At 72.4% G+C, this 21,273-nt stretch carries 22 protein-coding genes; 8 read left to right on the top strand and 14 right to left on the bottom strand.

The annotated features are described in order from the left end of the window. Positions 1-60: 60 nt before the first annotated feature. Positions 61-264: a hypothetical protein gene (locus ACFVIU_RS12900; protein ID WP_385842392.1), complete on the bottom strand. Its 204-nt coding sequence runs from the start codon at positions 262-264 to the stop codon at positions 61-63. 212 nt (positions 265-476) lie between these two features. Between ACFVIU_RS12900 and ACFVIU_RS12895 the strand changes: the two genes are divergently transcribed. The 3 genes from ACFVIU_RS12895 to ACFVIU_RS12885 all read left to right on the top strand — a co-directional run bounded on the left by ACFVIU_RS12895 (position 477) and on the right by ACFVIU_RS12885 (position 3,866). Beyond that, a complete protein-coding gene (locus ACFVIU_RS12895; RefSeq protein WP_385842391.1) occupies positions 477-830 on the top strand; it encodes a hypothetical protein in 354 nt (117 codons plus the stop codon). A gap of 28 nt (positions 831-858) precedes the next feature. Then, positions 859-1,632 carry a maleylpyruvate isomerase family mycothiol-dependent enzyme gene (locus ACFVIU_RS12890; protein ID WP_385842390.1) on the top strand — a complete coding sequence of 258 codons (774 nt, stop codon included), beginning with the start codon at positions 859-861 and terminating at the stop codon, positions 1,630-1,632. A 203-nt stretch (positions 1,633-1,835) separates the two neighbouring features. After that, on the top strand, positions 1,836-3,866 hold the full coding sequence (locus tag ACFVIU_RS12885; RefSeq protein WP_385842389.1) for an NPCBM/NEW2 domain-containing protein: 2,031 nt from the start codon (positions 1,836-1,838) through the stop codon (positions 3,864-3,866). Between the two features lie 16 nt (positions 3,867-3,882). On the opposite strand, the gene ACFVIU_RS12880 is transcribed toward ACFVIU_RS12885, so the two are convergent. Continuing rightward, on the bottom strand, positions 3,883-4,827 hold the full coding sequence (locus ACFVIU_RS12880) for an ROK family protein (RefSeq protein WP_385842388.1): 945 nt from the start codon (positions 4,825-4,827) through the stop codon (positions 3,883-3,885). A 182-nt stretch (positions 4,828-5,009) separates the two neighbouring features. On the opposite strand from ACFVIU_RS12880, the gene ACFVIU_RS12875 reads away from it, so the two are divergent. Further along, positions 5,010-6,095, top strand: a complete 1,086-nt coding sequence (locus ACFVIU_RS12875) for a LacI family DNA-binding transcriptional regulator (RefSeq protein ID WP_385842387.1) — start codon at positions 5,010-5,012, stop codon at positions 6,093-6,095. A gap of 7 nt (positions 6,096-6,102) precedes the next feature. Further along, positions 6,103-6,942: a hypothetical protein gene (locus ACFVIU_RS12870; protein ID WP_385842386.1), complete on the top strand. Its 840-nt coding sequence runs from the start codon at positions 6,103-6,105 to the stop codon at positions 6,940-6,942. Positions 6,943-7,243: 301 nt separating this feature from the next. On the opposite strand, the gene ACFVIU_RS12865 is transcribed toward ACFVIU_RS12870, so the two are convergent. From ACFVIU_RS12865 to ACFVIU_RS12845, 5 genes are all read right to left on the bottom strand, one after another. After that, positions 7,244-8,542, bottom strand: coding sequence for a DUF6986 family protein (locus ACFVIU_RS12865; RefSeq protein WP_385842385.1), 1,299 nt, complete (start codon positions 8,540-8,542; stop codon positions 7,244-7,246). Between the two features lie 163 nt (positions 8,543-8,705). Beyond that, positions 8,706-9,668, bottom strand: coding sequence for an electron transfer flavoprotein subunit alpha/FixB family protein (locus ACFVIU_RS12860; RefSeq protein ID WP_385842384.1), 963 nt, complete (start codon positions 9,666-9,668; stop codon positions 8,706-8,708). A gap of 53 nt (positions 9,669-9,721) precedes the next feature. Next, the gene (locus ACFVIU_RS12855) at positions 9,722-10,510 is read right to left on the bottom strand and encodes an electron transfer flavoprotein subunit beta/FixA family protein (protein ID WP_385842383.1); all 789 of its coding nucleotides are present in this window, start codon (positions 10,508-10,510) and stop codon (positions 9,722-9,724) included. A gap of 217 nt (positions 10,511-10,727) precedes the next feature. Next, positions 10,728-11,237 carry a flavin reductase family protein gene (locus ACFVIU_RS12850; RefSeq protein ID WP_385842382.1) on the bottom strand — a complete coding sequence of 170 codons (510 nt, stop codon included), beginning with the start codon at positions 11,235-11,237 and terminating at the stop codon, positions 10,728-10,730. A 208-nt stretch (positions 11,238-11,445) separates the two neighbouring features. Further along, positions 11,446-11,772, bottom strand: coding sequence for a TlpA family protein disulfide reductase (locus tag ACFVIU_RS12845; protein ID WP_385842381.1), 327 nt, complete (start codon positions 11,770-11,772; stop codon positions 11,446-11,448). Between the two features lie 233 nt (positions 11,773-12,005). Between ACFVIU_RS12845 and ACFVIU_RS12840 the strand changes: the two genes are divergently transcribed. Beyond that, the gene (locus ACFVIU_RS12840) at positions 12,006-12,734 is read left to right on the top strand and encodes a lysophospholipid acyltransferase family protein (RefSeq protein WP_385842380.1); all 729 of its coding nucleotides are present in this window, start codon (positions 12,006-12,008) and stop codon (positions 12,732-12,734) included. Between the two features lie 67 nt (positions 12,735-12,801). Here ACFVIU_RS12840 and ACFVIU_RS12835 read toward each other — a convergent pair whose 3' ends face one another. From ACFVIU_RS12835 to ACFVIU_RS12820, 4 genes are all read right to left on the bottom strand, one after another. Further along, positions 12,802-13,395: a transglutaminase family protein gene (locus ACFVIU_RS12835; protein ID WP_385842379.1), complete on the bottom strand. Its 594-nt coding sequence runs from the start codon at positions 13,393-13,395 to the stop codon at positions 12,802-12,804. Between the two features lie 90 nt (positions 13,396-13,485). Further along, on the bottom strand, positions 13,486-14,556 hold the full coding sequence (locus ACFVIU_RS12830) for a threonine aldolase family protein (RefSeq protein ID WP_385842378.1): 1,071 nt from the start codon (positions 14,554-14,556) through the stop codon (positions 13,486-13,488). Further along, the gene (locus ACFVIU_RS12825) at positions 14,553-15,302 is read right to left on the bottom strand and encodes an SDR family NAD(P)-dependent oxidoreductase (RefSeq protein ID WP_385842478.1); all 750 of its coding nucleotides are present in this window, start codon (positions 15,300-15,302) and stop codon (positions 14,553-14,555) included. The genes ACFVIU_RS12830 and ACFVIU_RS12825 overlap by 4 nt, the downstream gene beginning before the upstream one ends. A gap of 41 nt (positions 15,303-15,343) precedes the next feature. Beyond that, the gene (locus ACFVIU_RS12820) at positions 15,344-16,741 is read right to left on the bottom strand and encodes a DUF6421 family protein (protein WP_385842377.1); all 1,398 of its coding nucleotides are present in this window, start codon (positions 16,739-16,741) and stop codon (positions 15,344-15,346) included. Positions 16,742-17,092: 351 nt separating this feature from the next. On the opposite strand from ACFVIU_RS12820, the gene ACFVIU_RS12815 reads away from it, so the two are divergent. Continuing rightward, positions 17,093-17,776 (top strand): glycerophosphodiester phosphodiesterase, encoded by a 684-nt coding sequence (locus tag ACFVIU_RS12815; RefSeq protein ID WP_385842376.1) that lies wholly within the window; start codon positions 17,093-17,095, stop codon positions 17,774-17,776. Between the two features lie 16 nt (positions 17,777-17,792). Here the strand turns inward: ACFVIU_RS12815 and ACFVIU_RS12810 are convergent, their stop codons facing one another. Then, the gene (locus ACFVIU_RS12810) at positions 17,793-18,332 is read right to left on the bottom strand and encodes a GNAT family N-acetyltransferase (protein WP_385842375.1); all 540 of its coding nucleotides are present in this window, start codon (positions 18,330-18,332) and stop codon (positions 17,793-17,795) included. 70 nt (positions 18,333-18,402) lie between these two features. On the opposite strand from ACFVIU_RS12810, the gene ACFVIU_RS12805 reads away from it, so the two are divergent. Further along, a complete protein-coding gene (locus ACFVIU_RS12805; protein WP_385842374.1) occupies positions 18,403-18,795 on the top strand; it encodes a VOC family protein in 393 nt (130 codons plus the stop codon). A 141-nt stretch (positions 18,796-18,936) separates the two neighbouring features. On the opposite strand, the gene ACFVIU_RS12800 is transcribed toward ACFVIU_RS12805, so the two are convergent. Beyond that, complete coding sequence (locus ACFVIU_RS12800) at positions 18,937-19,506, bottom strand: MarR family winged helix-turn-helix transcriptional regulator (RefSeq protein WP_385842373.1); 570 nt, start codon at positions 19,504-19,506, stop codon at positions 18,937-18,939. Beyond that, positions 19,503-21,224, bottom strand: coding sequence for an FUSC family protein (locus tag ACFVIU_RS12795; protein WP_385842372.1), 1,722 nt, complete (start codon positions 21,222-21,224; stop codon positions 19,503-19,505). The genes ACFVIU_RS12800 and ACFVIU_RS12795 overlap by 4 nt, the downstream gene beginning before the upstream one ends. Positions 21,225-21,273: the final 49 nt, after the last annotated feature.

Below are 21,273 nucleotides of genomic sequence, written 5' to 3'. Positions count from 1 at the left end.
TGCCGGTGCCCCCGGCGGCGGGGACACCGGCACACACGCCGTACGGCCGTGGGGTCGCCCCTAGTTCTGCCCGAGGGCGTGGTCGTCGACGGAGAAGCTGTCCTGGCTGACGAGGTGGCCGGCGGAGTCGAGGGTGTCCGGGAGGTTGAGGCCGCCGAGGGGGCCAGGTTCCGCGGCGGGGGCGGCCGCGTGGGACGGGGTGACGGCGGCCACGACGAATCCGGTGGCGAGGGTCGCGAGGGCGAGCATGCTGCGCTTCTTCATGCGCTGATCAACTGCCGGGACGGCCAGGGGTCACGCGGCAATCCAACGGCGGCCGAACCTGGGCGGGGCCGCTTCCGCCGCCCACCGGGGCCGCCCGCACCCGGTGCGCCGAAAACGGCTGGCCGGGGTGCTCGGCACGCCGGTATCGTCCGGCATCTCGTCCCGCCCGCTCCGCCTGCGGGCGTCTCGCCCCCGACTTCAGGAAGCGCACCATGACCGGCCCACGCCCCACCACGACCCTCTGGCGCCCCACCGGCCCCAAGGAGCTGGAGCTGGTGCGCGCGACGCAGTGGCGTGCCTGGCCGCCCCGGCTGCCCGAGCAGCCGATCTTCTACCCCGTCCTCAACGAGGACTACGCGATCCGCATCGCCCGGGACTGGAACGTCAGGCACGACGGCGCGGGGTTCGTGACCCGCTTCGAGGTGGACTCCGAGTTTCTGGGCCGGTACCCGGTGCAGCGGGCCGGAGGTGAGACGATCCTCGAACTGTGGGTTCCCGCCGAGGAGTTGGACGAGTTCAACCGCCATATCGTGGGCCGGATCGAGGTCGTCCACGAGTTCCGGTGAGCCGGAGCGCGACGGATCGGGAGTGTGTGTGAACGGTTCCCTCGCATCCGGCACGGCCGGTGCGGACCTGCTGGCGGAGGCCGAGCGGTCGGCCGCGCGGCTGGTCCGTGCCGCGGCCGGCCTGACCGCCGCGGAGCTGCGGGCTCCCACGGCGCTCGCGCCCTGGACCCGCGGCCATCTGCTCGCGCATGTCGCCCACAGCGCGGACGCCTATGTGTGGCTGCTGCGGCTCGCGCACACCGGCCGCGCGCCGGGGCCACGCGCGGACGCGGCGGCGCTGGCCGCGGGCGTCGAGCGGGACGCCGTACTGCCCCCTGGCGACCTGACGGCCCGCCTGCGGGAGAGCCTCGACCGGTTCGCGGCCGAGGCGCACGCGCTGCCCGCGCCCGCCTGGAACCGGCTCGTCCCGGCGCTGGCAGGCTGGCGGCACCCGGCCCGGTACCTCCTGCTGCGCTGTCTGCGCGAGCTGGAGACCCATCACCTGGACCTCGGCACCGGCTACACCACCGCCGACTGGCCGGATCCGTACGTCGTCCGGGCCCTGGACGACACCCTCGCCACGCTGCGCGCCCAGGGATTCCCGATCGACTCGGCCGAAGCCGTCGATCTCGGGCGGCGCTGGTCCGTCTCGGCGGACGGCCCCTCGGTCGCGGGGACCGGTCACCAGCTCCTCGGCTGGCTCGCGGGCCGCACCTCGGCCCACGCCCTGACGGTGGACGGACCCGCTCGCGCGCTGCCCGATCCGCCCGTCTGGCCCCAGCCGCCGCTGCCCGGCTGGGGCCGGGTCGGCGACGAACCCTGACCACCGCCGGGACGAACAGATCCGAACGTCCTGCCCTGCACCATCCGCTGCATCAGGGCTTCTGACGGGCCATCGAACACAGCAAGCACAGCTCTTCCAACAGAGTCCGACAGGTCCTACCGTAAACGCGCACCGATGACGCGTGCATGCCTTCGGGCAGCGCCTGCCGTCATCCCGCCTTTCCGCGAGTCGGAGGATCGACGATGCGTCAGCCTCACCCCCGCACGACCCGCACACCCCTGCGAAGAGCGGCCGGAGCGCTCGCCGCCGCCCTGCTGTGCACGGCGGGGCTGGCCGCCCCCGCCGTCGCGGCCCCGGTCACACAGCCCCTCGCCCCCGCCCTGGCCGACGGTCTCGCCGCGACCCCGCCCATGGGCTTCAACAACTGGAACTCCACGCACTGCCGGGCGGACTTCGACGAGACCATGGTCGAGGGCATCGCGGACCTCTTCGTGGCGAAGGGACTGAAGGACGCCGGCTACCAGTACGTCAACCTGGACGACTGCTGGGCGCTGCCGCAGCGGGACGCGGACGGCAAGCTGGTGCCCGACCCGGCCCGCTTCCCGCACGGCATCAAGGCGGTCGCCGACTACGTCCACGCCAAGGGGCTCAAGCTCGGCATCTACACCAGCGCCGGCACCAGGACCTGCAACAGCGCGGGCTTCCCGGGCGCGCTGGGCCACGAGTACAGCGACGCCCGGCAGTTCGCCGACTGGGGCGTGGACTACCTCAAGTACGACAACTGCAACAACCAGGGCGTCGACGCCCGCTCGCGCTACCGGACCATGCGGGACGCGCTCAAGGCGACCGGGCGGCCCATCGTCTACAGCATCTGCGAATGGGGGGAGAACAAGCCCTGGGAGTGGGCCTCGGACGTCGGCCACCTGTGGCGGACCACCGGTGACATCAGCGACAACTGGTCCTCGATGCTGTCCATCCTGAAGCAGAACCTCCCGCTCGCGCCGTACGCGGGCCCGGGCCACTGGAACGACCCGGACATGCTGGAGGTCGGCAACGGCGGCATGACGGACACCGAGTACCGCTCGCACTTCTCGCTGTGGTCGGTCATGGCCGCGCCGCTGCTCATCGGCACCGATCTGCGCAAGGCTTCCCCGGCGACCTTCGGCATCCTCGGCAACAAGGAGGTCATCGCGGTCGACCAGGACCCGCTCGGCAAGCAGGGCACGGTCGTCTCCTCGGCGGGCGGACGCTGGGTCGTCGCCAAGGAGATGCGGGACGGCAGCCGCGCGGTCGCCCTGTTCAACGAGTCCGGCACCGCCCAGCGGATCAGCACCACCGCGAGCGCGGTCGGCCTGCCCGCCGCCGACGCCTACACCCTGCGGGACCTGTGGCAGCACCGCAGCTACAACACCGCCGGCAGCCTCGCCGCCACCGTCCCGGCCCACGGCACCGTCCTGCTGCGCGTCTCGGCCGACCCGCGCTGGGCGGCCCATCCGCCCGCGGTCGAACTCGGCCTGGACGGCAACCCCCTGCTGAAGGCGGGCACCCCGGCCACCCTGACCAGCACCGTCACCGATCTCGGCCGTACCCCGGCACACACGGTGTCCGTCTCGCTGACCGGCCCCGACGGGTGGACCGTACGGCCCGCCTCCGCGACCACGGCCACCACCCTCGCCACCGGCCGCTCCCTGCGCACCGGCTGGCGGGTGACCGCCCCGGCCGGCACCCCGACCGGGTCCTACGGCCTCACCCTCAGGACGAGTTACCGCGGGCCGTCCGGGGAGCGGGTCGACGGCGTGCTGCCCCTGACCGCCACGGTCGTCGTACCCCCGCCCTCCGGGACGTCCTACCTGAGCGATCTGCCGTGGCTGTCCGCGGTCAACGGCTGGGGGCCGGTGGAGCGCGACACCAGCAACGGGGAGAGCGCCGCGGGAGACGGGCACCCGATCACCATCGGCGGGGCGGTGCACACCAAGGGGCTCGGCGTGCACGCCCTGAGCGACGTCTCCTTCTACACCGGCGGGAGCTGCACCGAGGTGACCGCGGAGGTCGGAGTGGACGACGAGAAGGGCACGGACGGCACCGTGGCCTTCGAGATCTGGGCGGACGGCACCAAGGTCGCCTCCACCGGAGTGCTGACCAACGCGATGCCGGCCCGGCCGGTCACCGCGGACGTCACCGGTGCCCAGGTGATCCGGCTCGTCGTCACCGACGGCGGCGACGGCGTCGACTCCGACCACGCGGACTGGGCGGATGCACGGCTGAGCTGCTGACGTCCGGCGGAAGCGCCTAGCCGTGGACAGCCGGTCCCCGGGTCAGGGCCGCCGCTGCCGCGCCGACCAGGCCCGCGTCCGTGCCCATCCGGGCCGGGACGACCGTGAGGCGGCGGACGAAGGACAGGGTCGCGTAGTCCGCGAGGGCCTTGCGCAGGGGGGCGAAGAGGATGTCGCCCGCCTTGCCCACACCGCCGCCGATCACCGCTATGTCGATCTCCACCAGCGTGGCGGTGGCGGCGATACCCGCGGCCAGGGCCCGTGCCGCTCGCTCGAAGGAGGACCGGGCGACCGGGTCGCCCGCCCGGGCGGCCTCGGCCACCGCGGCGGCCGAGGTGTCCCCGTCGGGACCCGGCCGCCAGCCCTGCTCCAGGGCCCGGCGGGCGATGTTGGGGCCGCTGGCGATCCCCTCGACACAGCCGCGCGAGCCGCACGGGCACGGGTCTCCGTCGAGGTCGACGCTGATGTGGCCGATGTGCCCGGCGTTGCCCGTCGGGCCCGGGTGCAGCCGGCCGTTCAGGACCAGGCCCCCGCCGACGCCGGTCGAGACCACCATGCACAGGGCGTTGTCGTGGCCGCGGGCGGCGCCCTGCCAGTGCTCGGCGGCGGTGATGGCGACGCCGTCGCCGATCAGCTCGACCGGCAGCCCCCCGGTGGCCGCGCCGACTCGGTCGACCAGCGGATAGTCCCGCCAGCCCGGCACGTTCACCGGGCTGACGGTGCCCGCCGAGGCGTCCACCGGACCCGCGCTGCCGATGCCGACGGATCCGGCCCGGTCCCACAGGGGCGATCCGGCGAGGTCGCCGAGCACCTCCTCGACGGCCCGCATGACCGTTTCTCCGTCCTGCTGGGCGGGGGTGGCGCGCTGGGCGCGGGCCAGGATCCGGCCACGGCCGTCCACCAGCCCGCCGGCGATCTTCGTGCCGCCGATGTCCAGTGCTGCCACGAGGTCGGTGTGCATCAGAGTCAGATCTCCCCGTTGAAGCTCGAGAACCCAGAATGAGACAGGCCGGTCAAGCGGTGGGGCGCAGGCCGACAGACAGCGGTGGACAGTCTCTCGCGCATCTGACAACGTTGTCCACACTCTATGCTCGACGCCACATCCTCATACAAGCCCACGGATCATGCACCCCGGTGGCGGACATGACCGACGATCAGACAGGACGGCGCACCGTGCCCGAGACCACCCGCCGCGCAGACCGCGTCCCCGGCACCCGCTACGGCACCCGCCCCACCATGAAGGACGTGGCGGCCCGGGCCGGGGTCGGGCTGAAGACGGTCTCCCGGGTGGTCAACAGCGAACCGGGGGTCACGCCCGACACCGAGCGCCGGGTGCAGGAGGCGATCGACGCGCTCGGCTTCCGCCGCAACGACAGCGCGCGGGTGCTGCGCAAGGGCCGTACGGCCAGCATCGGGCTGGTGCTGGAGGATCTGGCCGACCCGTTCTACGGCCCGCTGAGCCGCGCCGTCGAGGAGGTCGCGCGCGCCCACGGCGCCCTGCTGATCAACGGCTCCAGCGCCGAGGACCCGGAGCGCGAGCAGGAGCTGGCGCTGGCCCTGTGCGCCCGGCGGGTGGACGGTCTGGTGGTGATCCCGGCCGGGGACGACCACCGCTATCTGGAGCCGGAGATCCGGGCGGGCGTCGCGACGGTGTTCGTGGACCGTCCGGCGGGGAAGATCGACGCGGATGTGGTGCTGTCCGACAACTACGGCGGCGCCCGCGACGGCGTGGCCCATCTCATCGCCCACGGCCACCGCCGGATCGGGTTCATCGGCGACATGCCGCGCATCCACACCGCGGCCGAGCGGCTGCGCGGCTACCGGGCGGCGATGGAGGACGCGGGGATACCCGTCGCGGAGCACTGGATGTCCCTCGGGGCGACGGACGCGGAGCGGGTGCGCCGGGCGGCGGAGGACATGCTCGGCGGCCCCGACCCGGTCACCGCGGTCTTCGCGGGCAACAACCGGGTGACGGTCACCGTGGTCCGGGTCCTCGCCGAGCGGTCCCGGTCCCGCCCGGTCGCCCTGGTCGGGTTCGACGACTTCGAACTGGCCGACCTGCTCCAGCCGGGTGTCACGGTGGTCGCCCAGGATTCGGCTGCCCTGGGCCGTACCGCGGCCGACCGGCTCTTCCGCCAGCTCGACGGCACGCTGGTGGCGCCGGAGCGGATCGAGCTGCCGACCCGGCTGATCACCCGGGGCTCGGGCGAGCTGCCGCCCGCCGACTGAGCCGCCGATGACCGGGCGCACCCTGGAGGAACTCGGCCTCGCCGTGGCTCCGCGCGATCATCCGCTGGCCTATCCCGGCGCCTGGCCCGCCGACTCCGGGCTGCTGCACGGCGACCGGATGCTGCCGCTGGAGCGCCTGGTGCACGCCGACCGGGCGCCGGTGCTCGCGGTCGGCTCCAACGCCAGCCCCGGCCAACTGCGGCACAAGATGGCCGAGTTCCGCATCGACGCGCCGCTGCCCATGGTGCGGGCCCGGGTGTCCGGCGTGGCCATCGGTGTCTCGGCGCACGTGAGCCGGCTGGGGTATGTGTCCGCCTCCCCCGTGCGAGCGCGGCGCGGGTGGTGCGAGCTGTTCGTCATCTGGCTCGACCGGCGGCAGCTGGAGGCGATCGACGCGAGCGAGGGGGTGCCGCTGCCCGACGGCAACTTCCGGCGGGCGTGGCTGCCCGCGCCGGACGTACGCGTCGAGCTGGCGGACGGCTCGGTGCTGCCGGGCGTGTACACGTACGTCAACCGGCACGGTGTGCTGCGCAACGGCGACGGCGCTCCCCGCCGGCACCCCGGCCAGCGGCCCCTGCTCACCGAACTGCTCGGGCGGTCGGCCCGGTTACGGCAGCTGTTCGGGCACACACCGGAGGAGTTCGCGACCCGGGCCCGCGGTGACGCGGCGCTGTGCGCCCGGGGCACCCGGCTCTTCGCCGAGCAGCGGTGGGTGACGGAGTCCGGCCTGGAACCGTACGCCGAGGCCCGGCGGGGCGGGGAGAGGGGCTGGGCCTCTCTTTCGGATCGGGTCGGCCACGGCGCCGACGCCCCGCGACGCCGGCAAGGTCCGAAGGAGAGGCCTTAGGGCCTGCCTTTCGGACCTTGCCGGCGTCGCGGGCCCTGGCACGCACATCTGCCGCGTTGCCGTCCCTCGCCGACTCACCCACGCTCGGCTGCGCTCGCGCGGGGGGACCCCCATCGCGTCGACTCGGTCCTCCGCCTTGCATCTGCACGCTCCCCCAAGCTCTCGACTCCTCCCCCACTCTCGGCTCCGCTCGAGCGGGGGGACCCCCATGAGCAGGGGGCACCCCCATGACCCCGCTCGGGTCGGCCGATAAGGCACCGGCGCCGCAGCCGACCTGATCCGAAAGACAGGCCCTGGAGGCCTACTTCGCGGAGGCCGTCAGGTCGCCGCGGCGGGGGGCCGCGAAGCCTTCCAGGTCGGCGCGGGTCAGGCCGGTGAGGCGGGCGACCTCGGCGATGTCGAGGGCGCCGCAGTCCAGGCCGCGCAGCAGGTAGCCGCTGAGCGCCTTGGCGGTGGCGGGCTCGTCCATGACGTCGCCGCCCGCGTGGTTGGCGTAAAGGGCGAGCCGGGCGGCGGCCTGCTCGAAGCCCTCCCGGTAGAAGGCGAACACGGCCGCGTAGCGAGTGGGGATGTGGCCGGGGTGCATGTCCCAGCCCTGGTAGTAGGCGCGGCCGAGGGCGCGGCGGGTGAGGCCGTAGTGCAGCCGCCAGGCGTCGTGGACCTTCTCCGTCGGGCCGACCGGGAGGACGTTGGTGGAGCCGTCGGAGACCCGGACGCCGGTGCCCGCGGCGGCCACCTGCATGATCGCCTTGGCGTGGTCGGCGGCCGGGTGGTCGCTGGCCTGGTAGGCGGCGGAGACGCCGAGGCAGGCGCTGTAGTCGAAGGTGCCGTAGTGCAGTCCGGTGGCTCGGCCCTCGGCGGCCTGGATCATCCGGGCGACGGTGGCGGTGCCGTCGGTGGCGAGGATGGACTGGCTGGTCTCGATCTGGATCTCGAAGCCGATCCGGCCGGCGTCCAGGCCGTGCGCCTTCTCGAAGGCCTCCAGCAGCCGGACGAAGGCGCTCACCTGCTCGGGGTAGGTCACCTTGGGCAGGGTCAGCACCAGGCCCTCGGGCAGGCCGCCGGCCGCCATCAGCCCGGTGAGGAAGACGTCCAGGGTGCGGATGCCCCGGTCGCGTACCGCGGCCTCCATGCACTTCATGCGGATGCCCATGTACGGCGCCGCCGTGCCGTTCCGGAAGGCCTCGGCGATCAGGCGGGCCGCGCGGGCGGCGGCCACGTCCTCCTCGGCGTCGGGGCGGGGGCCGTAGCCGTCCTCGAAGTCGACGCGCAGATCCTCGATCGGCTCGCGCTCCAGCTTGGCGCGGACGCGGGAGTAGACCGGCTCGGCGAGGTCGTCGGCGAGGCCGAGGACCGCGGCGAAGGAGGCGGCGTCGGGGGCGTGTTCGTCGAGCAGGGCGAGGGCCTGGTCGCCCCAGGTGCGGAGGGTGTCGGCAGCGAAGGCGTCACCGGGTACGTAGACGGTGTGCACGGGCTGCCGGGTGCCGGGGTCCCCGGGGTAGCGGCGCTCCAGCTCCGCGTCGACCGGTGCCAGGGAGGCGCTGATCTCCTCGCTGACGGCGCCCGCGAGGCTCGTCGCCACCTTCTCCTGCTGACCCATCCCAGACCCTCCAATTTTCCGCTGTACGGAATCGGTAATCCGCACAATGAAGTTATCCGGCCGGGTTCCCGCTGGTCAACACCCACCGGCGCGTCTTCAGGATGCACGAAAGGCCCCCGTGACCAGCGCGGTCACAGGGGCCTTCGGTCAGCCGTGGGAAGGCTCAGCCCTTGCGGGCCTTGATCTCCTCGGTCAGCTGCGGGACGACGTCGAACAGGTCGCCGACGACGCCGTAGTCGACCAGCTCGAAGATCGGGGCCTCGGCGTCCTTGTTGACGGCCACGATGGTCTTCGAGGTCTGCATGCCGGCGCGGTGCTGGATCGCGCCGGAGATGCCGTTGGCGATGTACAGCTGCGGCGAGACCGACTTACCGGTCTGGCCGACCTGGTTGGTGTGCGGGTACCAGCCGGCGTCGACGGCGGCACGCGAGGCACCGACGGCCGCACCGAGGGAGTCGGCGAGCGCCTCGATGATCGAGAAGTTCTCGGCGCCGTTGACACCACGGCCACCGGAGACCACGATCGCGGCCTCGGTCAGCTCCGGGCGGCCCGTCGACTCACGCGGCGTACGGCCGGTGATCTTGGTGCCGGTGACCTTCTCGGAGAAGGACACGGACAGGGCCTCGACCGCACCGGCGGCCGGGGCGGCCTCCACGGCGGCCGAGTTCGGCTTGACCGTGATGACCGGGGTGCCCTTGACGACCCGGGACTTGGTGGTGAAGGACGCGGCGAACACCGACTGGGTGGCCACCGGGCCCTCGTCGCCGGCCTCGAGGTCGATGGCGTCGGTGATGATGCCGGAGCCGATGCGCAGCGCCAGACGGGCGGCGATCTCCTTGCCCTCCGCGGAGGACGGGACCAGCACGGCGGCCGGGGAGACGGCCTCGTAGGCGGCCTGGAGGGCGTCCGCCTTCGGCACGACCAGGTACTCGGCGTACTCGGACGCGTCGTGGGTGAGGACCTTCACCGCGCCGTGCTCGGCGAGCGCGGCGGCGGTGTCGGCGGCGCCGTTGCCGAGCGCGACGGCGACGGGCTCGCCGATGCGGCGGGCCAGCGTCAGCAGCTCCAGGGTGGGCTTGCGGACGGCACCGTCCACGTGGTCGACGTAGACGAGGACTTCAGCCATGGGATTGCTCTCCTGCGTAACGAAGTTGAGGGGCGGTCAGCGGGGGCGAGCCCTTAGATGAACTTCTGGCTCGCGAGGAACTCAGCGAGCTGCTTGCCGCCCTCGCCCTCGTCCTTGACGATGGTGCCTGCCGTGCGCGCCGGGCGCTCGTTCGCGGCGTCGACCACGGTGAACGCACCCTCCAGGCCGACCTCCTCGGCCTCGATGTCCAGGTCGGACAGGTCCCAGGACTCCACCGGCTTCTTCTTGGCCGCCATGATGCCCTTGAAGGAGGGGTAGCGGGCCTCGCCGGACTGGTCCGTGACGGACACGATCGCCGGGAGGGAGGCCTCGAGCTGCTCGGAGGCCGCGTCGCCGTCGCGACGGCCCTTGACCACGCCGTCCTCGACCGAGACCTCGGACAGCAGGGTGACCTGCGGGACGCCCAGACGCTCGGCGACCAGCGCCGGTACGACGCCCATGGTGCCGTCGGTGGAGGCCATACCGGAGACGACCAGGTCGAAACCGGCCTTCTCGATCGCCTTGGCCAGCACCAGGGAGGTGCCGATGGCGTCGGTGCCGTGCAGGTCGTCGTCCTCGACGTGGATGGCCTTGTCGGCACCCATCGACAGGGCTTTGCGGAGCGCGTCCTTGGCGTCCTCCGGACCGACCGTCAGAACGGTGATCTCGGCGTCGTCGTCCGCGTTCTCCTTGATCTGCAGCGCCTGCTCGACCGCGTACTCGTCCAGCTCGGAGAGCAGACCGTCCACGTCGTCACGGTCGACGGTCAGGTCATCGGCGAAGTGCCGGTCGCCAGTGGCGTCGGGCACGTACTTCACAGTGACAACGATCCTCAAGCTCACGCCGGCTCTCCTACTGCATCGTCATTTCCTGGCTGCCTCTTGCAGGCAGCATAGGCGCCTGAAGCGGCCGATCCCGGTCGGGGCGTCGGCGCGCTCCGACCGAAATATTACTCGTCAGTACACCCAGTTCATGCCCGCTAAGCAAGCGCTTTGAACTGTGACCTTCGCAACGCAGCGTAACCGGAACTGGACGGCCGTGCAGGCGGGGAGGGCGTGATCAATCCCGCAGACCGTTGAAGCGCCCCTGGTGGTAGAGGAGCGGGCGGCCGGAGCCGGAGGGGTCGCCGAGGACGACCTCGGCCAGCACGATGCGGTGATCACCGGCGGGCACCCGGCCGACGATCCGGCAGACCAGCCAGGCCAGCACGTCGTCGAGCAGGGGAACGCCCTCCGGGCCCTCGCGCCAGGCGGTGGGCGCGCCGAAGCGGTCGGCGCCGCTGCGGGCGAAGGTGGTGGCCAGCTCGGCCTGGTGCTCGCCGAGCAGATGGATGCCGACGTGGTCCGTCTCGGCTATCGCGGGCCAGCTGGACGCGCCCGTGCCGATACCGAAGGAGATCATCGGCGGTTCGGCGGAGACCGAGGTGAGGGAGGTGGCGGTGAAGCCGACCGGGCCGGAGGCGCCGCGCGCCGTGATCACCGCGACACCGGCGGCGTGCCGGCGGAAGGTGGAGCGCAGCAGGTCGGGGGAGGCGAGCTGGTGGGTGCCGAGATCGGGCGTGGCCGTCATGGAGTTGTCCTTCTGCCGGGCGGGACGAGCGGGGCGGTGGCTGCTCAACGCCCCGGACAGCAGGCGCTCGCGGTGCGGGCGAGGTCGACGTGGGCCCGTCCGTGGAGAAGGAGATCGATCGGCATACGGTCAGGCTGACGATAGCCGGTGTGCGCCGTCAAGTGCGGCCTGCGAACTGGGAGATCCCTCACGGTGATCCGAAACCCCCTCAGACCGCCTCTCCCAGGGCCGCGATGACGTCGGCCTTGCGGGGCTGTCCGGCGGCGCGCCGCACCTCCCGGCCCGCCGCGTCGAGCACCAGCACGGTGGGCGTCCTGACGATCCGCAGGGCGCGTACGAGCTCCAGGCGGGCCTCCGCGTCGATCTCCACGTGGGTCACGCCGGGCACCATCGCGGCCACCTCGCCGAGGATGCGCCGGGTGGCCCGGCAGGGCGCGCAGAAGGCGCTGGAGAACTGGACCAGGGTGGCCCGCTCACCGAGTTCGCCGCCCAGTTCGGCCGCCTCCAGCCGCCTCACGTCGTCCCGCCCACGCACCTTCGACCTCCGGTTCCGCCGCCTCTGCGCATCGACACCAGCGTAAAGGGGACTTAAAGATACGAGGTGGGATGTAGGCCGACGTGACGAGGATCTCGCCACTCCGGGGCACCAGGACTGGCTGTCCGTCCGTTCTTCGGGCACGATCTGCGAGACGCCGTAAACCTACGGCTGCGTAACTTTCCCGCCGGGAGCCCCTTTCCCGAGCAGAGCAGAAAGGGCCTGTCCCACCTATGGCAGAGCTGGTCTACCGTCCCGTCGTCGGTTTCGCCAAGACGATGTTCAAGGTCTGGGACCTCAAGATCGACTGCCAGGGCTCGGAGAACATCCCGCGGTCCGGCGGTGCCGTCCTGGTGAGCAACCACATCAGCTACCTGGACTTCATCTTCAACGGTCTGGCCGCGCTGCCGCAGAAGCGCCTGGTGCGTTTCATGGCCAAGGAGTCGGTCTTCCGGCACAAGGTCTCCGGGCCGCTGATGCGCGGCATGAAGCACATCCCGGTGGACCGCAAGCAGGGCGAGGAGGCGTACGCGCACGCCCTGGACTCGCTGCGCTCCGGCGAGGTGATCGGGGTGTTCCCGGAGGCCACCATCTCGCAGTCCTTCACCCTGAAGAGCTTCAAGTCGGGTGCGGCGCGGCTCGCGCAGGAGGCGGGTGTGCCGCTGGTCCCGATGGCGGTGTGGGGCACCCAGCGGCTGTGGACCAAGGGTCAGCCGCGCAACTTCAAGCGCAGCCACCTGCCTGTCACCATCCGCGTCGGCGAGCCCGTCGAGGCGCCCCGCGACCAGTACGCCGGTGCCATCACCCGGCGGCTGCGCGAGCGCGTCCAGGAGCTGCTGGAGGCCGCGCAGCGCGCCTACCCGGGCCGCCCGAAGGACTCCGGCGACTCCTGGTGGCTCCCCGCGCACCTCGGCGGCACGGCGCCGACGGCGGACCAGCTGCGCGCGGCCGAGGCGCACTGACGCGCACGCCGCCCCCGCGGCCCCTGCGGCGCGAGCGCCCGGGCGACGGCCCGCCCCAGGTGAGGCATCAGAGGGTGGCGGGGAGCGTCTCCCACAAATGAGCCCGGTCCGGGGCTGCTTTGAGTGCGTCGAGGACCGCCGGGTGCGGTGCGGCGAGCAGCCCCGGACAGTCCCGCTCACCGCGCGCCGGATCGGCGGTCCAGGCCAGCCGCTCGCCGTCCAGGGAGAAGCGCGCGTCCACACCCGGCTTGTTGCCGCGCGGGTCCTGCCGGTGCCAGGCGCCATGGAAGCGCACCGCGACCAGGCCGTGCAGGGCGTGGCCGCTGCCGTCGTCGTGCATCAGCCGCTGGTAGCACAGCGCCGTGGGGATGTCCTCCGCCCGCAGCAGGGCCGTCAGCGCGTGCGCCTTGGCGTAGCAGATGCCGGTGCGCTGCTCCAGGACGTCGGAGGCGCGCCAGGTGACACGCGGATCGCCGGCGTCGGCGGAGTGCGGGATGGTGTCCCGGACGAATTCAAAGGCGGCCTGCGCATAGGCATACGAATCCGCGACCCCCTGGGCGAGACGGGCGGACGTCTCCCGCACCACCGGATGCTGGTGGTCGATGGCCTCGTCGGCGGCCAGATATGCGGACAGGTCGGCAGTGTTCTGGATCAGCTCCATGCCCGCAGAGCATAGAAATGCGATCACCCGCCAGTCAATGACTTTTCAGGTGACCGCATATCTATGCGTCGAAGCCCTATGCACTCTGTTCTAGCGCGCCATCTCTTCCTTGAGCGCCGCCACGAACGCGTCGACGTCCTCTTCCCTGGTGTCGAAGGAGCACATCCAGCGCACCACGCCGGCGGCCTCGTCCCAGAAGTAGAACCGGAACCGCTTTTGCAGGCGCTCGCTCACGTCGTGCGGGAGCCGGGCGAAGACGCCGTTGGCCTGCACCGGGTAGAGGATCTCCACGCCGTGGACCGCACGGACGCCCTCGGCGAGCCGCTGCGCCATCTCGTTGGCGTGCCGGGCGTTGCGCAGCCACAGGTCCTTGGCGAGCAGCGCCTCCAGCTGCACCGACACGAAGCGCATCTTGGACGCCAGCTGCATGGACAGCTTGCGCAGATGCTTCATCCGGCGCACCGCGTCCGGGTTGAGGACCACGACGGCCTCACCGAACAGGGCGCCGTTCTTGGTACCGCCGAGCGACAGGATGTCGACGCCGACCGCGTTGGTGAACGTGCGCATGGGCACGTTCAGGGAGGCGGCGGCGTTGGCGATCCGGGAGCCGTCCAGGTGCACCTTCATGCCGTGCGCATGGGCGTGCTCGCAGATCGCGCGGATCTCCTCGGGCGTGTAGAGCGTGCCCAGCTCCGTGCTCTGGGTGATCGACACCACCTGGGGCATGGCGCGGTGCTCGTCCTCCCAGCCCCAGGCCTGCCGGTCGATCAGCTCGGGCGTGAGCTTGCCGTCGGGCGTGGGCACGGTGAGCAGCTTCAGGCCGCCCATCCGCTCGGGGGCGCCGCCCTCGTCCACGTTGATGTGCGCGCTCTCCGCGCAGATCACCGCGCCCCAGCGGTCGGTGACCGCCTGGAGCGCGACCACGTTCGCGCCGGTGCCGTTGAAGACCGGGAAGGCCTCGGCGGAGGCACCGAAGTGGCTGCGGATGATCTTCTGGAGGTGCTCCGTGTAGTCGTCGTCCCCGTAGGCCACCTGGTGGCCGCCGTTCGCCAGGGCTATGGCGGCCAGGATCTCCGGGTGGGCGCCGGCGTAGTTGTCACTGGCGAAACCGCGGACCTCGGGGTCGTGATGACGACGCGCGTCGGTCTTGGGAGGGTTCACGGCTTCTCGGTCAGCCACAGACGGTTTCCGTTCACTTCTGCGGCGGGCTTGCTCCAGACGCCCTCGATGGCCTCGGCCAGCTCCTTGACGTCCGTGAAGCCCGCGAACTTCGCGTTGGGGCGTTCGGCGCGCATGGCGTCGTGCACCAGTGCCTTCACCACCAGGATGGCAGCCGCCGACCGCGGGCCCTCCTCGCCCCCGGCCTTGCGGAGGCCGTCGGCCATGGCGAGCGTCCAGGCCTCGGCGGCGGCCTTGGCCGCGGAGTAGGCCGCGTTGCCCGCGGTGGGCTTCGACGCCCCGGCGGCGCTGATCAGCACATAGCGGCCCCGGTCGCTGCGCTGGAGGGGCTCGTAGAAGGCCAGGGAGGTGTGCTGCACGGTACGGACGAGCAGCTTCTCCAGCAGGTCCCAGTCCTCCAGGCTGGAGTCGGCGAAGGCCGCGCCGCCGCGCCAGCCGCCGACCAGGTGGACCAGGCCGTCCACATGGCCGTGCTCCTTCTCGATGCGCGCGGCCCACTCCCGGGTCGAGCCGAGGTCGAGCAGGTCGACCGTCTCACCGGTGACCGTGGCACCACCGCGCGCATAGCGGGCCGCGTCCACGGCCTCCGCCAGGCGCTCGGGGTTGTTGTCCGAGCCGACGACCGTCGCACCGGCCTCGGCGAGCCGGATCAGCGCCGCCCGCCCCGCGGGCCCGCCCGCACCGGCCACCGCGATCACCGCACCGCTGAGAGCCCCGTTCCCCGCCATCTTCTTCCCCTTCAGAGCAAGCGTGTTCTGGACGCGGTCGCTCACGCGGCGATCCGCTCGGCACTGTCGGCCGTGATGCCCTTGGTGGAGGCGATCACGTTCTTCAGCTTCTTGGACAGGGCCTCATAGAACATGCTCAGCGGAAACTCGTCCGGCAGCACGTCGTCCACCAGCTTGCGCGGCGGCTGGGTCAGGTCCAGGGCGTCGGGCCCCTTGGCCCACGTGGAGCCGGGGTGCGGGGCGAGGTAGGTGGAGACCAGCTCGTAGCCGGCGAACCAGTGCACCAGCTTCGGGCGGTCGATGCCGTCCTTGTAGAGCTTCTCGATCTCGGCGCACAGCTGGTTGGTGACCTGCGGGGCGCGCTCCCAGTCGATGGAGAGCTTGTTGTCGGTCCAGCGCAGGACCTCGTGCTTGTGCAGGTACGCGAAGAGCAGCTGACCGCCGAGGCCGTCGTAGTTGCGGTTGCGGTCGCCGGTGACCGGGAAGCGGAACATCCGGTCGAAGAGCACCGCGTACTGCACGTCACGGGCCTGCGGGACACCGTCCGCCTGGAGCTTCACGGCCTCCTTGAAGGCGGTGAGGTCGCAGCGCAGCTCCTCCAGGCCGTACATCCAGTACGGCTGGCGCTGCTTGATCATGAACGGGTCGAACGGCAGGTCGCCGTGGCTGTGGGTGCGGTCGTGGACCATGTCCCAGAGCACGAAGGCCTCTTCGCAGCGCTTCTGGTCGTGGACCATCGCGGCGATGTCCTCGGGCAGCTCCAGGCCCAGCAGGTCGACGGCGGCCTCGGTGACCCGGCGGAAGCGCGCGGCCTCGCGGTCACAGAAGATGCCACCCCAGGAGAAACGTTCCGGCGCCTCGCGGACGGCGATGGTCTCCGGGAAGAGGACGGCCGAGTTGGTGTCGTAGCCGGAGGTGAAGTCCTCGAACGTGATGCCGCAGAAGAGCGGGTTGTCGTAGCGGGTGCGCTCCAGCTCGGCCAGCCACTCCGGCCAGACCATGCGCAGCACGACCGCCTCGAGGTTGCGGTCCGGGTTGCCGTTCTGCGTGTACATCGGGAAGACGACCAGGTGCTGAAGGCCGTCCGCGCGCTGGGCGGCGGGCTGGAAGGCCAGCAGGGAGTCCAGGAAGTCCGGCACCTCGAAGCCGCCCTCGGCCCACCGGCGCAGGTCCTTCACCAGCGCCGCGTGGTACGCGGCGTCGTGCGGGAGCAGCGGGGAGAGCTGCTCGACCGCGTCCATGACCCGGTGCACGGCCGCCTCCGCGTCCGCCTTCGCCGGGGCACCCTCGGCGTCGAAGTCGATCGACCCGTCCTTCGACTGCCATGGCCGAATCTGCTCCACGGCATCCTTGAGCTGGGGCCAGGCCGGGTGCTCAACAACCCTGGTCAGCGGAGAAAGCCGCCCCTCCGCACTCGCCTGCACAAGAATTTCCGTCATGTCCCATCCTTCACGGGAGAACCTCGCGTATGGACACCGTATGCATACCCCGTTTCACTCATCAAGAGCTTGACCAGGAAATTTTTCTGCGGAGACCGTCGATCACGGATGTTTTTGCGGTCCGAAACCGTGACGACGGTCACTTCCGTCGGTGCGGGCGAGGGCGCGAGAGGGGTCCGAGCCGGCCCGTGGCGGCGGGAGCGACGCGCCCGCCACAGGGTCACGGCCCGGTCGGAAACCGGCCAGTCGACGCGCGCCGGGCGCCCGCCCGCGCGCATACGGGGTCTTCGCATCCCCGGCGGTTAGGCTGCGAGCGTCGCCGAGCCGCTGTCGACGGAAGCGAGTCGAGCCTTGAACTTCCTCACCATCGGTCACCGCGGGGTCATGGGCGTCGAGCCCGAGAACACCCTTCGTTCCTTCGTCGCCGCGCAGCAGGCCGGCCTGGACCTGATCGAACTCGATCTGCATCTGAGCAAGGACGGCGCGCTCGTCGTCATGCACGACGCCGAGGTGGACCGGACGACGGACGGCACCGGGCCGATCGCCGAGAAGACCCTCGCCGAGCTGCGCGCCCTGGACGCGGGGCGCGGGGAGCAGGTGCCGGTGTTCGAGGAGGTGCTCGACGCGGTGAGCCTGCCGGTGCAGGCCGAGATCAAGGATGTGGCGGCGGCCCGCGCGCTGGCCGAGGTGCTGCACGCGCGGGACCTGGTGGGGCGGGTGGAGGTGTCCTCGTTCCACGACGCGGCGGTCGCCGAGATCGCCCGGCTGGTACCGGGCGTGCGTACGGCCCTGGTCGCCGGCCGGTACGGCACGGACGTGGTGGAGCGCGCGGTGGCGGTGGGCGCGGCGACCCTGTGCCTGAACATCCGCCGGATCACCCTGGAGATCGTCGAGCACGCGCGCGCGTCCGGGTTGCGGATCTTCGGCTGGGTGGTCAACACCCAGGAACACCTGCGGCTGGTCCGCGCGCTGGAGCTGGACGGCGCGACCACCGACTATCCCGACATCAAGCGCACCGGCCGCTTCACGGCCTGACGCGCGCCGCCGGTGCTCAGCCCAGCTGCTTGACCAGCAGCTCGAACCGGAGGTCGTCGCGCTGCGGGATGCCGAAGCGCTCGTCGCCGTACGGGAACGGCGTCATCCGTCCCGTACGGCGGTAGCCGCGGCGCTCGTACCAGGCGATGAGGTCCTCGCGCACCGAGATGACCGTCATGTGCATCTCCGTGGCCCCCCAGGTCGCGGCGGCCCGGCGCTCGGCCTCCGCTATGACGGTCTTGCCGAGTCCCGCGCCCTGGAGTTCCGGGCTGACCGCGAACATGCCGAAGTAGGCGTGCGCGCCGCGGTGTTCGAGCTGGCAGCAGGCGACGATCCGGCCGTCCTGCTCGACCGTCAGCAACCGGCTGTCGGGCGACTTGATGATCTCCAGCACGCCCTCGGGGTCGGTCCGCTGCCCCTCCAGGATGTCCGCCTCGGTGGTCCACCCGGCCCGGCTGGCGTCCCCGCGGTAGGCCGACTCGACCAGCGCGACGAGGGCGTCGACGTCGGCGTCCGTGGCGTCCCGGAAGACGAGTCCGGTGGCGGCGGTGTCCATGGGGCGTTCTCCGATCTCGGGCGTGGCTCGGGCTGGTCCGAGGGTAACCCTGCCACTAGGCTCCGCCTGCATGGTGCACGTTCTCAGCAGCCGGACGCTTCTGCGGCCCACCGACCCCGAACGTTCCCGTGCCTTCTACGGCGGACAGCTCGGCCTCTCCGTCTACCGGGAGTTCGGCGAGGGCTCCGAGCGCGGCACGGTCTACTTCCTCGGCGGCGGCTTCCTGGAGGTCTCCGGCCGCTCCGACACCCCGCCCTCCCCCGCCGTACGGCTCTGGCTCCAGGTGGCGGACGCCTCGGCCGCGGCCGGGGAACTGCGGGCCAAGGGCGTGGAGATCGTACGGCCGCCGGTCCGGGAGCCCTGGGGCCTGATCGAGATGTGGATCGCCGACCCGGACGGCGTCCCGATCGTCCTGGTGGAGATCCCGGCGGACCATCCCCTGCGGTACCGCCCGGGGATCTAGCCCGCGGCCGTCGCTGCCCGGGGGGCCGGGCGATATCCCCGCCGGGGCATGGCCGGGCTTCCCCTCATGCCCGACGTACGACCGGTCCCGGCGAGTGCTGGAGGTCGGCTGCGACCCCGCCGGGACCGCGGCCGCTTCGCTCTACCAGGGAGAGCGGCCCTCGAGGCCGGTGAGCAGCTCGGAGAGGAGGGAGGCCACTTCGTGCTGGGCGTCGGGGGTGAGGACGGACAGTACGGCCGTCTCGTAGGCGAGTTGCTCGGGGAGGATGCCGTCGACGAGGTCGCGGCCGGCATCGGTGAGCCGGACGTGCGCGACCCGGCGGTCCCGGGTGTCGCCACGCCGTTCGACCAGTCCGCGCTCCGTCAGCTGCTTGAGCCGCTTGGTCACGGCGGCCCCCGAGGAGAAGGTCTCCCGGGCCAGTTCCCCCGGCGTCAGCTCGTGGCCGGTGCGGCGCAACGCGCCCAGCAGGTCGAACTCGGCTCGGCTGAGCCCGGCCCGGCGCAGCGGCGCGTCCTCGGCCTGCTGGAGGAGCGCGGCACAGCGGTTGATCCGGCCGATGATCTCCATGGGCCCGGTGGGCAGCTCCGGGTGGACGGCGCGCCACTGCCGGACGACGGCGGCGACCGTGTCGCCGCGCGCCGTGTCGGTGTGCGCGGTGTCGGTGCCGGATGCCCCGCCGCCGGCTGCCGGTGCGCCGTTCGTCGCCGTCATGGCCTGGTGTCCTCCGTCGTGCTGTCCGGGTCGCGGCCTGCGACCGCCCGCGCCTGGACCGGTGCGTGGTCCTGCGGTACGAGGCCCTGGCGCCGTACCGTCGCCGCGAGCGTACGGTGTCCGGACTGTTCGGTGCGCACGACCCGCTCCGTGGGCAGGGCGCGCTGCCACCACTCGCCGGCGGCGGCGTCGGCGACGGCGCGCAGCTCGACCAGGGCGGCGGCGAGGGTGCGGCGGGCGGTCTCCAGGGCGCGGGGCGAGGGGTCCGGTTCGGCGAGCAGCCGGGCGGCGCTCTCCCGGGCGCGGTCCGCCGCGGTCAACGCGTGGTCCAGGCGTTCTCCGGCGCGCCGGTTGGTGACGACGACGGCGGCGAGGAAGCCGGCCACGGCACCCACGAGGGTGTCCCCGACCCGCTCGGTGATCAGCTCGGCCGGGTTCTGGGCGCGGGCGAACTCGGTGATGAGCAGGGCCATCGGGGTGACGCAGACGGTGCCGAGCCAGTAGTTGCGGCCGATGAGCGCCTCGGCGCCGAAGTTGAGGGCGAGGCAGCACAGCACCAGGGCGGCCGGGTGGACCCGGGTGAGCGGGACGAGGGCGGCGAAGGCGAGCACTCCGACGAGGTTGCCCACGACCCGCTGGACGCACCGGCTCCAGGTGAGGGTGACATTGGCCTGGTAGAGGGAGGCGGCGGTGACCAGCGCCCAGTAAGGGCGGCCGACGCCGAGCGCGAGGGAGGCGTAGCCGGCGAGCGCGCAGCCGGTCGCGGTGCGTGCGGCGAGCGGCGCGAGCGGGGCGAGGCGGCGCCGCAACGGCGGCCGGGGGGTGGCGAGTTCGATGTCGACGCCGAGGAGTTCGGCCGCCGCCTCGGCCGGGATCCCGACGCCGGGGACCGGGCCGGTGCCGCGCAGGGCGCGGGCCCAGGCGCGCAGTCGTGCGGGGTCGGTGTCGGCGGGTGCGGCGAGGGCCACCTCGGCGCGGACCAGGAGCCGTTCGAGGGCGCGGCGGGTGCGGTCGGGCCGGGGGCCGGCGGCGAGCAGCGCCTGCCAGGCGGCGTGCACGGCGGCGGCGCTCGCGGCGCGGGCCCGGGCGTGACCGTCGCCGGTGCCGGTGCCGGTGCCGGCGTCGGTGCCGTGGGTGGCGGCGTACGCGGCGACGGCGTTCAGGGCCTGCGCGGTGGCGCGGCGCTCCGGGCCGTGCGGGCGGAGCAGTCCGGGTGCCATGCCGATGAGCCAGGCCCAGGCTCCGGCGGCCAGGGCCAGCCCGAGGTGCCCGGGAATCCCGCCGAGGGTCTGGGGTGCGAAGAGCGCGGCGGAGCTGATGAAGGTGAGCACCACATGGCCGGGCGGGCCGATCCGGGTGGCGTCGCACACGGTCTTCTGTACGGCGGCCAGCAGGGCGCCTACGGCGACGAGGACGACGGCGTCGCTGGTGAGCGAGGCGGCGAGCAGGGCGACGGCGAGGCCGCCGACCATGCCGAGCACCACCCAGACGAGGGTGCGTGCCCGGGCGGCGTAGGGCCGGTTGTGGGCGTACAGCGCGCACAGCGACCCGGCCATCGTGTACATGGCGAGGTCGAGACGGCCGAGTGCGAGCAGGGCCAGGTTCGGCGGGGCGACGGCGGCGACCACGCTCAGGGCGGGTTTGAACCAGATGTCGGCGGGCCGGCCGAGCCGGAGGGCTCCGGCGAGCGGAAGTCGGTGGGGGGTAGCACTGCTCATGCTATTAATTTAACAGGTGTTTTACTCGTGAAGCATCACGCGCTCCCGG

The organism is Streptomyces sp. NPDC127190 (assembly GCF_042672505.1).
Classification (GTDB): domain Bacteria; phylum Actinomycetota; class Actinomycetes; order Streptomycetales; family Streptomycetaceae; genus Streptomyces.
This window is presented reverse-complemented; position numbering and strand designations above follow the sequence as displayed.

Coding starts and splice junctions, on each gene's coding strand:
- ACFVIU_RS12875 (WP_385842387.1), top strand. CDS start 5,010: ATGACCGACGATCAGACAGGACGGCGCACCGTGCCCGAGACCACCCGC.
- ACFVIU_RS12820 (WP_385842377.1), bottom strand. CDS start 16,741: ATGACGGAAATTCTTGTGCAGGCGAGTGCGGAGGGGCGGCTTTCTCCG.
- ACFVIU_RS12840 (WP_385842380.1), top strand. CDS start 12,006: ATGGCAGAGCTGGTCTACCGTCCCGTCGTCGGTTTCGCCAAGACGATG.
- ACFVIU_RS12860 (WP_385842384.1), bottom strand. CDS start 9,668: ATGGCTGAAGTCCTCGTCTACGTCGACCACGTGGACGGTGCCGTCCGC.
- ACFVIU_RS12835 (WP_385842379.1), bottom strand. CDS start 13,395: ATGGAGCTGATCCAGAACACTGCCGACCTGTCCGCATATCTGGCCGCC.
- ACFVIU_RS12880 (WP_385842388.1), bottom strand. CDS start 4,827: ATGCACACCGACCTCGTGGCAGCACTGGACATCGGCGGCACGAAGATC.
- ACFVIU_RS12850 (WP_385842382.1), bottom strand. CDS start 11,237: ATGACGGCCACGCCCGATCTCGGCACCCACCAGCTCGCCTCCCCCGAC.
- ACFVIU_RS12900 (WP_385842392.1), bottom strand. CDS start 264: ATGAAGAAGCGCAGCATGCTCGCCCTCGCGACCCTCGCCACCGGATTC.
- ACFVIU_RS12885 (WP_385842389.1), top strand. CDS start 1,836: ATGCGTCAGCCTCACCCCCGCACGACCCGCACACCCCTGCGAAGAGCG.
- ACFVIU_RS12825 (WP_385842478.1), bottom strand. CDS start 15,302: ATGGCGGGGAACGGGGCTCTCAGCGGTGCGGTGATCGCGGTGGCCGGT.
- ACFVIU_RS12805 (WP_385842374.1), top strand. CDS start 18,403: ATGGTGCACGTTCTCAGCAGCCGGACGCTTCTGCGGCCCACCGACCCC.
- ACFVIU_RS12895 (WP_385842391.1), top strand. CDS start 477: ATGACCGGCCCACGCCCCACCACGACCCTCTGGCGCCCCACCGGCCCC.
- ACFVIU_RS12870 (WP_385842386.1), top strand. CDS start 6,103: ATGACCGGGCGCACCCTGGAGGAACTCGGCCTCGCCGTGGCTCCGCGC.
- ACFVIU_RS12795 (WP_385842372.1), bottom strand. CDS start 21,224: ATGAGCAGTGCTACCCCCCACCGACTTCCGCTCGCCGGAGCCCTCCGG.
- ACFVIU_RS12810 (WP_385842375.1), bottom strand. CDS start 18,332: ATGGACACCGCCGCCACCGGACTCGTCTTCCGGGACGCCACGGACGCC.
- ACFVIU_RS12865 (WP_385842385.1), bottom strand. CDS start 8,542: ATGGGTCAGCAGGAGAAGGTGGCGACGAGCCTCGCGGGCGCCGTCAGC.
- ACFVIU_RS12800 (WP_385842373.1), bottom strand. CDS start 19,506: ATGACGGCGACGAACGGCGCACCGGCAGCCGGCGGCGGGGCATCCGGC.